Source organism: Silvibacterium bohemicum, assembly GCF_001006305.1.
Lineage (GTDB): Bacteria > Acidobacteriota > Terriglobia > Terriglobales > Acidobacteriaceae > Silvibacterium > Silvibacterium bohemicum.
Genome location: NZ_LBHJ01000003.1, coordinates 636251 through 648907 on the forward strand (window position 1 = coordinate 636251; position 12657 = coordinate 648907).

Annotated in this window: 13 protein-coding genes and 2 pseudogenes; 12 read left to right on the plus strand and 3 right to left on the minus strand. The window is 56.8% G+C overall.

Going from position 1 to position 12657, the window contains the following annotated elements; translation table 11 throughout:
- Positions 1 to 68 precede the first annotated feature (68 nt).
- The 6 genes from XX99_RS27675 (at position 69) to XX99_RS08190 (ending at position 5705) form a co-directional block, all read left to right on the plus strand.
- Positions 69 to 266, plus strand: a complete 198-nt coding sequence (locus XX99_RS27675) for a hypothetical protein (protein ID WP_050058870.1) — start codon at positions 69 to 71, stop codon at positions 264 to 266.
- A gap of 500 nt (positions 267 to 766) precedes the next feature.
- Complete coding sequence (locus tag XX99_RS08170; protein WP_050058871.1) at positions 767 to 1978, plus strand: acyltransferase domain-containing protein; 1212 nt, start codon at positions 767 to 769, stop codon at positions 1976 to 1978.
- A gap of 124 nt (positions 1979 to 2102) precedes the next feature.
- Complete coding sequence (locus XX99_RS08175) at positions 2103 to 2387, plus strand: acyl carrier protein (RefSeq protein WP_082125460.1); 285 nt, start codon at positions 2103 to 2105, stop codon at positions 2385 to 2387.
- Complete coding sequence (locus tag XX99_RS08180; protein ID WP_050058872.1) at positions 2387 to 3250, plus strand: alpha/beta fold hydrolase; 864 nt, start codon at positions 2387 to 2389, stop codon at positions 3248 to 3250. The genes XX99_RS08175 and XX99_RS08180 overlap by 1 nt, the downstream gene beginning before the upstream one ends.
- Positions 3250 to 4458: a glycosyltransferase gene (locus XX99_RS08185; protein WP_050058873.1), complete on the plus strand. Its 1209-nt coding sequence runs from the start codon at positions 3250 to 3252 to the stop codon at positions 4456 to 4458. The genes XX99_RS08180 and XX99_RS08185 overlap by 1 nt, the downstream gene beginning before the upstream one ends.
- Complete coding sequence (locus XX99_RS08190; protein WP_197081845.1) at positions 4455 to 5705, plus strand: TCR/Tet family MFS transporter; 1251 nt, start codon at positions 4455 to 4457, stop codon at positions 5703 to 5705. The genes XX99_RS08185 and XX99_RS08190 overlap by 4 nt, the downstream gene beginning before the upstream one ends.
- A 14-nt stretch (positions 5706 to 5719) precedes the next feature.
- Here the strand turns inward: XX99_RS08190 and XX99_RS28000 are convergent.
- A pseudogene (locus XX99_RS28000) lies at positions 5720 to 5827 on the minus strand (IS481 family transposase); the annotation flags it as partial.
- A gap of 367 nt (positions 5828 to 6194) precedes the next feature.
- Positions 6195 to 6580 (minus strand): annotated as a pseudogene (locus XX99_RS27145) (integrase core domain-containing protein); the annotation flags it as partial.
- A gap of 47 nt (positions 6581 to 6627) precedes the next feature.
- On the opposite strand from XX99_RS27145, the gene coxB reads away from it, so the two are divergent.
- The 4 genes from coxB (at position 6628) to XX99_RS08210 (ending at position 8982) form a co-directional block, all read left to right on the plus strand.
- A complete protein-coding gene (gene coxB, locus XX99_RS08200) occupies positions 6628 to 7575 on the plus strand; it encodes a cytochrome c oxidase subunit II (protein WP_050058875.1) in 948 nt (315 codons plus the stop codon).
- Complete coding sequence (locus XX99_RS08205) at positions 7572 to 8138, plus strand: cbb3-type cytochrome c oxidase subunit I (protein WP_050058876.1); 567 nt, start codon at positions 7572 to 7574, stop codon at positions 8136 to 8138. The genes coxB and XX99_RS08205 overlap by 4 nt, the downstream gene beginning before the upstream one ends.
- Complete coding sequence (locus XX99_RS28610; protein WP_184084844.1) at positions 8111 to 8269, plus strand: IS110 family transposase; 159 nt, start codon at positions 8111 to 8113, stop codon at positions 8267 to 8269. Before XX99_RS08205 ends, XX99_RS28610 begins: the two co-directional genes overlap by 28 nt.
- 77 nt (positions 8270 to 8346) lie before the next feature.
- A complete protein-coding gene (locus XX99_RS08210) occupies positions 8347 to 8982 on the plus strand; it encodes an IS110 family transposase (RefSeq protein ID WP_050058877.1) in 636 nt (211 codons plus the stop codon).
- A 641-nt stretch (positions 8983 to 9623) separates the two neighbouring features.
- On the opposite strand, the gene XX99_RS08220 is transcribed toward XX99_RS08210, so the two are convergent.
- Complete coding sequence (locus tag XX99_RS08220; protein WP_082125376.1) at positions 9624 to 10646, minus strand: LysR family transcriptional regulator; 1023 nt, start codon at positions 10644 to 10646, stop codon at positions 9624 to 9626.
- Positions 10647 to 10686: 40 nt separating this feature from the next.
- Here XX99_RS08220 and XX99_RS08225 point away from each other — a divergent pair, with 40 nt between their 5' ends.
- Positions 10687 to 11247 (plus strand): hypothetical protein, encoded by a 561-nt coding sequence (locus XX99_RS08225; RefSeq protein WP_156185864.1) that lies wholly within the window; start codon positions 10687 to 10689, stop codon positions 11245 to 11247.
- Positions 11248 to 11346: 99 nt separating this feature from the next.
- The gene (locus XX99_RS08230; RefSeq protein WP_050058881.1) at positions 11347 to 12327 is read left to right on the plus strand and encodes an alpha/beta fold hydrolase; all 981 of its coding nucleotides are present in this window, start codon (positions 11347 to 11349) and stop codon (positions 12325 to 12327) included.
- The last annotated feature ends 330 nt before the right edge of the window (positions 12328 to 12657 follow it).

The window sequence follows — 12657 nt, forward strand, 5'->3', positions numbered from 1 at the left end:
ACGCCGGCTTTGCTTTCGATAATGGTTTCCGGGTTGTCCAGTTCACGCCACATGGTTCAGAGTGTTCGGTGCAATTTGGCACGAACATCACTTCGGCCGCGCCGGGCTCGGCGCAAGGCTCCTACCTGATCGTCTCCGACATTGTGGCGGCGCAGGCCGAAAGAGAACTCCGGCGAATGCACGCCAACTACGACCAGACCCTGGTCCTTGTATCTATCAGCCCCGGCGCGCACGTAGGGGAGTTGGCGTCTCCGGCCGGACGTTAGCGTCAATTTTTGACGTTTGGTGTCGTGACCCCTAGCGGCACGATTGGCGCCGGAACGCAAGTTACTATAAGTTCGGAATAAGTTCGGGATTTTTTTCAGGCTCGCAAAGAAAAATGCTTCTTTGGGCCACGTTTCGGGTTATTATCTCCTCACGACGGGCGGTACGCTCAAAACAGCCAGATTCACCATCGTCTGCTTCATTAAAGCCTTACTTGCAACTTTCCTTTCTGCGTAAAGCACGACCTCAAAATTACTTACCAAAGATACTATCTCGCGATAGCCGTCGGTGGAGCCATAGTTATATCTAAAGTTAGTCGAAGCTAGTGCTTAGGCAACATGGCTTTAACATTTGGCGGTACATCCAGCCCTTGAAGGAGAGTTGGCTAAGGTATTGCGCCAAGAATTGGAGAGACTGTCTGCAGATGATGCGGATACGGGGATGTCCGTCCCGATTTCCGAGCTTTAACACTAGATATTCATTCAAGAACTAAGAGGAACGGATGATCACCTCCCCTGATCGATTGCTCCTGCTTGCCGGCGATAGTTCCGAGGAACTGCGTCATCGGATCGCGGCTGATCCAAGCGATCTTCTCGCGCGCAATGACCTGCTCAGTCCACAGCCAACGGGCCGATGCCGGTTAGCTCTTGTGAATGCCGACGCACAGCGGCTAGCTCTCGCCAAGCGCATTCTTGACGGCGGAACGGCCTGGCGCGGCCGCAAGGATATCTGGTTTACGCCATCTCCTCTGATCGATGGCCAGGAAGGACGCGTGGCCGTGGTCTTTCCGGGGCTCGAGCAGCGCTTTGAGCCGGTTCTGGACGATGTCGCGGCCCATTTTGATCTTTCACAGCCTGAGTCTATCGACGAGCAGCGCTCCGTTCGTCAACACTCGATCGCCCTTCTTTCCGCGGGCAAGCTACTCGACGCAGCCTTACGGCGGATCGGTGTGCGGCCCGCTGCGGTCGCCGGTCACAGCATCGGCGAGTGGAACGCCATGATGTCTGCCGGGATTTTCACTCCAGAAGGCATCGACCGGTATATCGAGGGTGCGGGTCCGGGAGTCTTCGAGCTGCCCAATTGCATGTATGCGGCATTGGGGTGTGGCGTGGATGTCGCGGCAGCCATCATCGCCGATCTTGATGGCATCGTCATCTCGCATGACAACTGCCCGCATCAATCCATTCTCTGCGGTGAGCGCGATGCAATAACCATTGCTGTATCCCGGCTGAGCGAACGCGGTATCTCCGCACGCGTGCTCAGTTTTCAATCCGGCTTTCACTCGCCGTTTCTCATTCCCTATCTAGATTGGGTGCGCAAAGTAGCGGACCTTCCCATCGAAGCTGCTAGCACTCCGGTCTGGTCGGCTACTATCGCCCAGCCATTTCCCGCCGATGAACAGACAATCCGCGAACTCACGGTGCGGCATCTGCTGGAGCCGGTGCGCTTCCGTGAGTTGATCGATAACATGTACGCTTCGGGGATTCGTGTCTTCATCCAGGCAGGCGTCGGCAGCGTCACGGCTTTCATCGACGACACTTTAGCCGGCCGCGAGTATCTCGCGATCTCCGCAAATGCCGCCGGTCAGCCTGGCATGCGGCAGCTGCTGCGAACGGCAGCCGCGTTGTGGGTAGAAGGCGCGCCGCTGCGCTTCGACCAGTTGGCGACCAGGGAAATGTTCGCCGCAGCCGTACCCGATCAAGTTGTTGCCTAGCAAAACGGGCAAGCGATTCGTACATCTGTTTCACGACAAACCACGTTGTTATCTCAACCAATCGTTGAAATGGGGAGGCCCTATCTTGAAGGACGAGCGAAATGATACTTCGGAAGCGGAAGTTATGACTTATGTGAAGCAACAGCTTGGCGCTGTCATCGGCGACCCTGAACTGCTTTCCACAGAAATAACCATGGATACAACCTTCAATCGGGATCTTGAACTGGAGAGCATTGAGTTCGTGGCGCTCGCCAGCAGGCTGCGCAGCAAGTTCGGCGACCGTGTGAATTTTGTAGAGTTTCTGGCAACGAAAAATGTAGACGAAGTAGTTTCTCTCACCGTGGGCGACGTGGTTCGTTACGTCGAAATCTGCCTGCGCGATGAGGCCATGCAGGAAGGAGCCGCGTGATGACAGAGGTATTCGCCAACGGAGTACGCTTGCACGTTCAACGTCTTGTCCCGCCTCCAGGAGTACGGCCCAGCGGAAAGACGGTCGTGCTGCTGCACGGCCTGATCATCGACGATCTTTCCAGCTATTACTTCACCCTCGCGAATCCTCTTTCCGCCGCCGGTCATGATGTCATAATGTACGACCTGCGAGGGCATGGGCACTCCGACCGCCCTGAGACGGGCTACTCCATGGAGGACGGCATCGCCGATCTCCATGGATTGCTCACCGCACTCGACATTACTCACCCCGTGCATCTGGTGGGCAATAGTTATGGCGGAGCAATCGCCATGGGCATGGCGCTCACGCATCCGCATCGCGTTGCCGACATCACCCTGATCGAGGGGCTATATGCAGATGAAGGCTTCGGAGAAGAGATGGCCGAGACTCTCGGCTTCCTGACTAAGTGCGTGTACGAGGAAAAGTGGCGCGCATGGATCGCGGAGCGCGGAAAGAAAACGGTAAAGATGGCGCATCGCGGTGTTTCTCTGATTGAAAACACCACCATCCAGCAGGATCTGCTCTCGACAACGCCCCACGCTGCCGCGGACTTTCGGGCTCTGCGGAAATCGATTCTAGCCATTTACGGAGAAGCCTCGGAGATCCTGTATCGGGCACACAAGTTGAAGGACCTGGCGTCTGAAGTACAGCTCTTTGTACTGCCGGGGCTCGATCATCGCGTCCTGCTGCATGCAGGGCCATACTTGTGCCAGGTCCTGCTCTGGTGGCTCAACGGCCGTCACGGAGCACCTCCACTTTGGGTGGCTCCAGTGATCGCGCTCGAATCGGCTCCTTTGACCCGCGCGCTCCTGCCGGCCGTGTAATGAGCCGCTTCTTGTTTGTGGTTCCCCCATTTACCGGCCACATCAATCCCACGGCAGCCGTCGGAGCAGAGCTTGCGGCTCGTGGACATGAGGTCGCGTGGGCGGGTCATCCTTCCGTCGCGGCTTCTCTTTTGCCTCCAGGGGCCACGCTTTTCCCGACGGATGGAATTCTCTCTGCCGAAGTCCTGCATGCGATTGCGGCACGCAGCCAGGGCCTGCGTGGTGCAGAGGCTTTTCGTTTTCTCTGGAAGGATGTCATCCTGCCGCTGGGCGAGGCCATGCTTCCGGAAGTAGCAAGGGCCGTAAAACGACTTTCTCCGGACGTGCTCATCGTCGATCAGCAAGCGATCGCCGGAGCGGTGATCGCACGACAGCGTGACCTGCCTTGGGCCACCTCGGCCACCACGTCTTCCGAGCTGGTCGACTCCTTCGCTCTCTTCCCCATGTTCGGCGAGTGGCTTCGCGATGAGCTGCACGCCTTTCAGCATCGCGCGAAGATCGCTCCCGAAGTTGTGGCGAAAGGCGACCTGCGCTTCTCCGAGCACCTGGTGCTGGCCTTCAGTACCCGTGAGCTGGTTGGAGACGGCCCGTTCCCCGCGGAGTGGCTCTTCGTTGGGCCTGCATTGCAGAGAAGACCGAGTGCGGGCGAGTTTCCCTGGCAGTGGCTAGATCCCCAACGTCGCCACGTATTGGTGACGCTCGGCACAGTGAATGCGGCGAGCGGCCGTCACTTCTTCGAGGCGGCTCTCACGGCGGCAGCACATCTTGAAGAGCGTCTGCAGATGATCGTGGTCGCGCCTGATGGCATGCTTCAGCCTTCAACTGCCAATGTGCTCATCCTTCCCCGAGTTCCCCAGCTTCTGCTGCTGCCGCAAATCGATATCGTCGTCTGCCACGCCGGCCATAACACGGTTTGCGAAGCTCTGGCGCACGGTATTCCGCTCGCGGTTGCTCCCATCCGCGATGACCAGCCGATCATTGCGCAGCAGGTAGTCGATGCCGGCGCGGGCATTCGCCTCAAGTATGGACGCGTGAAGCCTGACGAAATCATCGATGCGCTGACGTTGCTCTTCGAAGCTCCTGAATATCGCGCCGCCGCAAAACGCATTCAGGCCGCATTCCAGGCTTCCGGCGGCTCTTCCGCGGCAGCGGATGGGCTGGAATCGCTGGCCTCCGTTCCTATTCCCCTCGCGGCGAGGAGCAGGTGAAGCGCGGCACCCTTTTCGTCTTTGCGACGGTGATGGTGGACATGCTGGGCGTGGGGCTTATCGCTCCCGTCCTGCCCCAGCTTCTTCTTCACCTCACCGGCAACAACGTCGCACGGACGGCGTCGGTCTTCGGAGTCTTCGGCGCAACCTTCGCACTCATGCAGTTCCTCTGCTCGCCGCTGCTTGGCGTGTTATCCGATCGCTTGGGACGAAAGCCGGTGCTGGTGCTCTCGAATCTCGGCCTCTCGCTCGACTACGTCCTCATGGCGGTGTCTCCAACGGTGGGTTGGCTCTTTGCAGGCCGAGTGATCGCCGGAATCACCTCCGCAAGCATGGCGACCGCAAGCGCCTATGTGGCCGATGTAACCGAGCCGCAGGAGCGCGCCCGATCCTTTGGACTGCTGGGAGTAGCCTTTGGCCTCGGCTTCATCGCCGGTCCGGCCATTGGCGGCTTGCTCGGTGGAGTCTCCCTCCGGCTGCCCTTCTGGTTTGCAGCCGCTCTGAGTCTGGTTAACGCTACCTACAGTTTTTTCCTGCTGCCGGAATCGCTGCCCCGCGAGCGGCGCAACGCCATGGTCTGGCGACGAGCCAATCCCTTCGGCTCGCTGCAACTGCTGCGATCGCACCCGCAACTCATGGGGCTCGCTTCGGTGTCGTTTCTCAACACGCTCGCCGGCGTCGTGCTGCCCAGCATCTACGTGCTCTATGTCGAAGAGCGCTACGGTTGGAACTCACGGTCGATCGGCTTCTCGCTCATGCTCCTGGGACTGTGCTCCGGACTTACACAGGCCGCACTCGTGAAACCAGTGGTCGCTGTTCTCGGAGAGCGAAAAACCATGCTCCTCGGACTGCTGTGCGGCGCAACAGGCATGATGATTTTCGGAACAGCCAATACCAGCCTGCTCTTTGTCTGCGGCATCCCCTGCATTGCGGCCTGGGGACTGGCGCCCGCGGCCGCCCAAAGCGTGCTTACTGGACAGGTGGGCGCGTCCGAGCAGGGACAGCTACAAGGAGCGCTCATGAGCCTCTCCAGCATCGCCGCCCTACTCGGCCCAGAGATCTTCACATCGATTTACGCGCGGTCCTTCCACAAAACAGACCAATGGAACCTGCCCGGCATCGCATGGCTGCTCGCCGGGCTGATCTTGTTCAGCGCGGCTCTCTTGATGCTGCGCGTAACCCGGACTTCGCCCTCAACAGTTGAGAGGGAAAGACTGGAGGGCTTGAACATTGTTGAGAATCCTTAGAATGAAGGAACGGGGTTGATCCTATGATGCCGCGCCAAGAACCTCAGGCTCTCTTGACTACGTTGTATCGCTTGACGGACCGCCTCTGTGGTTGTGGCGCTCCGGTAAAGACCCTGTCCCATGGTGACTCCTTCTCGTGTTCAGAAAAGTATGCACCATCAAATGCCGGGACTAAACATCTAGTTGTGAGGTTTCAATAGGTTGTCCATCGGGTCAAGAACTGTAAAGCGGGGTTTGCGAAGACTCAGTATTTCCAGGAGAGCCGATGGACTATCACCAGCATGCCCGACTGACGGCGTTTGGGGGGACACCTCAAGAATGGGAAATTTATGTACGCTAAGAGCCATTGCCGACATTTTCAGTGATGGTCACGTTCGACGACCATCCCGTGTTGTTCAAGCAAATCCCTAACGCTGCCGTCCAGCGTCTTTTGCTCTTTGCTCTCTGGTGAAGGGCCTGAAAAATCTGTACCAGGTTGAGGGTTAGTTTTCAGCTGTTTTGAGTTGTGGTGATATCGCGGCTAGCCGCGATATGACAGGCGAATTCCTCCGGTGTCCTGTTGGCGAGAGCCCTGTGAGGACGACTCACATTGTATTCCCGCCGCCAGGCTTCGATGAGCTGTCTGGCATCTTCGAGATTGCTGAACCAGTTGGTGTCGAGGCACTCCGAGCGGAAGGTCCGTTGAACGATTCGCAGAATGCATTATCAGTCGGCTTGCCTGGACGAGAGAAGTCGATCTTCACTCCATTGCGGTAAGCCCACAGATCCATCAGTTGGCCGGTGAACTCCGGCCCATTGTCACAGAACGGCACCTTCGGCACACCGCGTTGTTGTTGCCACCGGTTCAGCACATGCACCACATCTTCTCCTCTCAGACTTAGCGATCCAAAGCGTTGCCGGTTTCCCTGGCAACCAGACTTCGTTGAACCCGGCGGGACCGGCCGCGCTGCGCGTGGAGCACACCTTCGTGACAATCTTCTGGATCACGGGCATCGTCACCTGCTTGGTACTCGCCACCCTGCTTTATTTCGTAGCAAAGCGGCGTCATTCCATCCTTGGCGATCCATTGCCCCAGACCACTACGGCAGCCAGCGATAGGCTAGCGACTCGGGCGGTGACCGGCGCCGTTATTGTCACGATCCTGCTTCTCTTCGTCATGTTGATCAGCAGCTTCATCACAAGTCGCCGGCTGGGCCATATGCACGATCAGGACGCGATGACGATTGAAGTCTACGGTCATCAGTGGTGGTGGGAGATCCACTATCCCTACCCCAAGGAACCCTATCGCGAGGTGATCACTGCGAATGAGCTTCATGTGCCGGTAGGAACCCTCATCCGTATCGAGGGCACTTCCAACGACGTGATTCATAGCTTCTGGGCGCCGAACCTCAACGGCAAACGCGATCTGTTACCCGGCTATACGAATGACCTGATGTTTCTGGTCGACAAGCCCGGGATATGGAGAGGGCAGTGCGCCGAATTCTGCGGTTTACAGCATGCTCATATGAGCTTCTTCACGATTGCCGAGTCGAAGGAAAACTTTAATCGCTGGATGGAAGCGCAGCGTCAAAGCGCAGCCGATCCTAAGACGGAACAGACGCGACATGGCCAACAAGTTTTCCTCACACATAGCTGTGTTCTCTGCCATGCGATCGGAGGCACGACGGCTGGCTCTCATGTGGGTCCGGACCTCACTCATCTGGCGACTCGCTCCACGATCGCGGCGGGAACTCTGCCGAACACGATCGGAAATCTTGCGGGATGGATTTTGAATGCACAAAGCATCAAACCAGGCTGCCGCATGCCTCCCAATCAGCTGTCGGGCTCCGACCTGCAGGACCTTCTTGCCTATATGGAGACTCTGCGATGAGCAACGTAGTGATTACCACGTCGGGAAGGGCAGACGAACTCACGGAGGCCGAAGTTCTGCAGGCCACTCAGCTTGAACGCGTCTGGAGAGAGCCGCATGGCTTCTGGGGTTGGTTTCAGGCCGTTCACCATACGACAATTGGCAAGCGTTATGCGGTCACCGCATTCGGCTTCTTCCTGCTGGCGGGTTTGCTCGCTGGTGTGATGCGATTGCAGCTTGCCTTTCCGGAAGCGCATTTCCTGTCTCCCGATAAGTACAACCAGTTCTTCACCGTGCACGGGACCACGATGATGTTCCTGTTCGCCGTTCCGATGATGTTCGAAGCTTTGAGCGTGTATCTGGTGCCACTGATGGTCGGCACACGGAACATCGCATTTCCGCGGCTTAATGCCTACAGTTACTACCTTTATCTATTCGGTGGCCTGATGTTCTATGCCGCATTCCTGACCAACACCGGCTCAGATAACGGCTGGTTCAGCTATGTGCCGCTCGCGGGACCGGATTTCGCGCCTGGAAAGCGTTCCGACTTCTGGGCTTGCCTGTTAAGGCAGGTGATCGGGTAAAGACGGATCGGCGGGATGCAGAGAAGCTGGCACGTTGCTATCGATCCGGAGATCTGACGGCGGTATGGGTTCCGGATGAGGGTTCCGAAGCATTGCGCGATCTGGTGCGAGCCCGCGAAGCAGCCAAGTAGGATCAGACACGAGCGCGGCATCGCCTGAGCAAGTTCCTTCTGCGCTCCGGTCAGCGTCCACCGACTGGAGTCAGGCCGTGGACACGACCCTATCTGATCTGGGTCGCGCAGCTGCGTTTCACACAGATAGCTCAAGAGTCACGCGCCAGGACTATCTGCACGAGGTCGAGCACATGCGGGAGCGAGTAGCGCGCCTGGAGCAAACCATCACGGAAGCTATAAAACTGGCCTCGCCCGAGCTGCAACAAGTCATCAACGATTTACAGGCACTGCGTGGTATCGCTGATATCTCTGCAGTGACCATTGCTGCCGAGTTTGGCCAGGTATCCCGTTTCGACAGTGCTCGGCAACTCATGGGTTATTGCGGGGTTGTTCCCAGCGAAGACTCCAGCGGCAAGAGAACGAGACGCGGAGGCATCACGAAGACCGGCAACGCTCTCTTGCGACGCATCGTTGTCGAAGATGCATGGAGCTATCGTCGTCCACCAGGTATCTGGTACGGACTGCGCAGACGACAGGAGACCATTTCAGAAGAGGCCAAGGAGATTGCGTGGAAGGCGCAACACAGGCTGCACAAGCGATATATAAAACTGGGCGCGGCCGGCAAGGACCAGAGGAAGATTGTCACGGCAGTAGCCCGAGAGCTGCTGGGCTTTATCTGGGCTATTGGAACCAGGGCCGAGACGATTTCATGGCAGCAAGTTGCTGCCTGATAACAACCACAGCTAAGGCAAAAACTTCCTAAAAAGAAGAGTACCGAATCGATGAACGTTGACATCCATCTCGAACACTGAGCCGGCAGCAGCCAGGGCAAGCACGAAGGAGAACCCTCGCTCGGCCTATGCGACAGGCTCAACCCGACTCGCGATAACAGTCAGAGGCAGCTCCCGACGGATCATGATTATGTGGTTCCGACCCGCGAATATCAGACTGATCAATCGTCGCTCACAACTGCTCCGACTGCTGCTCGCTCTGTCTTCGGGAAAAGACAAAAGCAACGACAACGACAAAAACAAATCCCACAGATTTCGCCGTGTTGACACGGTCACTCCATATCAGGCCGATGAACTCATTGAGCCATTCAGATCGATCAGTGTTCTCGGCAAGTGACCGAAGAACGGCTTTTCGGCCATGTGACTCAAGGGCTGTCGTCGGTGAGCGCATTGGCGATGATGCACTCACCGAGAGGGCAAGCAGATGACCACCAGATGCCATCTTTCAAGGAAAGATGAGGGGAAGCGCGTTTCCCTGGACGAAATCACCGAGTCACATAGGAAGCTGAACATCCTCCCGGAGCAATGTGAGGAAATTGAGTGATGTCATCGTCCCCCAGGCCGTTTACGGCGATGTCGTATCAATCGCTTGCCTGCAGCGTCCTTTTCAGACACTCCACCGGTGCCCTGAGCCTTCCAATGTTTGGTGAACATACAAGCCACGTGCCGATGCGATGTTTAAAATCGGTTGGCACGATAAAACGCAAACGATTGGCACGTCTTGATGCGGCCACATCTTTCTTCCGTGCGAGGCCAATCCCCAATCCCTTTTCGATCAACTCCAGCTTCAGCGCAGCCCCTGACGATTCCACCAGAATGCGCGGCGGTTCACCGAGCTTGTTGCAGCCGCGAATCAGTTCATCTCTCGCGCTACAGCCCGGCGGATTCAGCGCCCATGCATACTCCATCAGATCTGCCAGACGCACAGAAGATGGAATCGCAAGAGATTTCGCAGCCACGACGCCCATTGCGTCGTGACTTAGTAAATCGCCCGAGAGGCCTTCCGGCACTCGGGCATCATCAATCAGAAGGATCACGACGGCATCAAGGTCCCGTCTCTCCACCTTCTTCATCAAGCTGTGCGACTCATCGACAACAACCTGTATCTGTAGGTTCTGGAATTCGCGGCAAAGGCTCTCAATCGATCGTGCAAGCAACATATCTCCGATCGACATGCTGATCCCGAGACGAAACTCTCCCTTCATCTCTGCATCCGGCACCATGGCGGCGCGCATGGAGTCGATCGCCGCCAGAACATTTTTGGAATGCTTATAGGCCTCCGCTCCTTCGGGCGTGAGTACCAGTGGACGTGCCTCGCGGTGAATGAGCACCGCGCCTACAGATTGCTCCAGATTCTGCAGCCTGCGAGTCACAGCAGACTGACTCAGTTTCATCCTGGCTCCCGCAACCTTCACCGACTTGCTCTCCGCTACAACAACGAATGCTTCCAGATCTGAAAATTCCATGTCTGTTCCTACGGCGCCTGGCGTTTTGCGCATAACTAGTATGTCCATAATTACTGTAACGCTGGTCACATACGCAACATCTACTTGAGTAAAGGGAAGTCGGCGCTTGTCACGGAACAACAAAATGAATGCAAACATTGCTACCCGCTTTCACTCACCTCGCACCACTGGAGACACCATGAAGATCAGACATCTACTAGCTGGAGCAGCGTTAGCGGCGATTGCAAATATGGGAATGATTGCGTGTGCTCAAACAAATTTCATCCCCTCGGCCGCCGTCAATCCGGAGCAGACAAATACACAGAATGGGAAGCCATCCTTTGATCCCGATCGCGAATACCGCCGACTCATCGAAATAGAAAATAAGGGCGACCTGACGTCGATCCGGCAGATCTTCTGGAAGTCGCCATCCGCTGTGTTTATCGGTAAGACTCCCTCCGCGCAGGTAGCGAAGCTGGGAAACTGGGCGGGCTTTTGGGGAGACGACGCAATCGCGGAACTTGAAGGTATCGTTCGAAGCAACCTTCACATTACTCCAGACTATTCCCGCGTCAAGACAGTGTTCTTGGCCAAAGATGTCGCTGAAACGTACGCTCCGATTGAGTTGACTGTCTCATTTGCGGGTCTCGATCCAGCGCCGAGGTCACTCCTGCAAATTGTCGATTGGGTCAGCACCGATGACGGCTGGAAGATCGCAACCATCATAGCCCTGCCCATCCCGCTGGTAGCGGCAAAGTAGCACACTCGTCTGCCAGGTGCGGCCTATCTCGTAACGGGCCGCTCGCTTGCATGACGTAGCCACCCATCTCAAATCTTCAAACCTATGAGGAGCGATCCAATGGAACGCCGAAGTTTTCTCAAATCAGGAATCATCTCGAGTCTCGCAGCAGCGATTCCCCTCGCCGCTGAGCAGCCCAAACCCAAACAAACCGCAACGCATCCAGCGCCTTTGCCACCCACCTACCACCGCGCAGTGACGATCGATAACATTCCCATCTTCTACCGCGAGGCAGGCCCTGAAGGAGCGCCGGTGATTCTGCTGTTGCACGGATGGCCGTCCTCGTCGCACATGTACCGGAACCTTATCCCGCTGCTGGCCGACCGATATCATGTCATCGCTCCCGACTACCCAGGCTTCGGCCATAGCGGCGTTCCATCGCGCGATCAGTACGACTACAGCTTCGATCGCATGGGAGAGATCGTCGACGCTTTGCTGCATAAGCTTCAAATCGAACGTTTCGCTATGTACATTATGGATTTTGGCGGACCTATTGGCTTCCGCCTGATGCTGAAGCAGCCTGCTCGCGTCACTGCGCTCATCACGCAAAACGGGCCGGCCTATCCAGACCATGGCGAGTGGTGGCAGGATCTGATCCAATACTGGAAAGACGGGACGCCCGAGAGCCGCCAGAAAGTTCGAGAGTACTTCACTCCCGAAGCCATCAGGCAACAGTACGTATACGGGGTTCGCGACGTCTCCCGCATCGATCCCGATAACTGGCTCATCGACACCTCCCTCATAAACAGGCCCGGCCTGGATGAGATTCATCTCGACATGCTTTACGACATACGAAAGAACGTTCCCCTGTTCAAGGATGTCCATGAATACTTCCGGTCCCATCGTCCCCCAACGCTCATCGTCACCGGAGCCGATGATGAAATCTTCCCCGGAGACAGCATGAAGAGCTATCTGAACGATCTACCGGACGCAGAGCTTCACCTTCTGGATACCGGTCACTTCGCCTTGGAGGACCACTGCGAGGAGATCGCATCGCTCATACATGAGTTTCTGGGACGGAAGCTCAACAAAGCGGTGTAGTTCGTGAGATAGGGTCAGACGACTTTGCTATTGCCGATTGAGACGCGTCAGCGTCTAGAAAGAAAATCGACCGTAGAAACAAGACAGGCCGATTCGCCGCCGCCGTCACCTGTCGACTTCAGGGCGATGCGCTCATTGACCTATTCAGATCGATCTGTGTCTCTGCAAGTTGTCGTATACCGGTGGGGCACTTCAGATGGTCTTCGACTTCACACTTGATTTGGACGTAGTGGCTGCCCTGAACGAACAGTCACGCTCTCTCCCCAGAGTCTGGTAGGAGCGGATTCGGTCTGGCGTCGCAACCTGTTCAATGTTTCCGGAAGCAGAAAC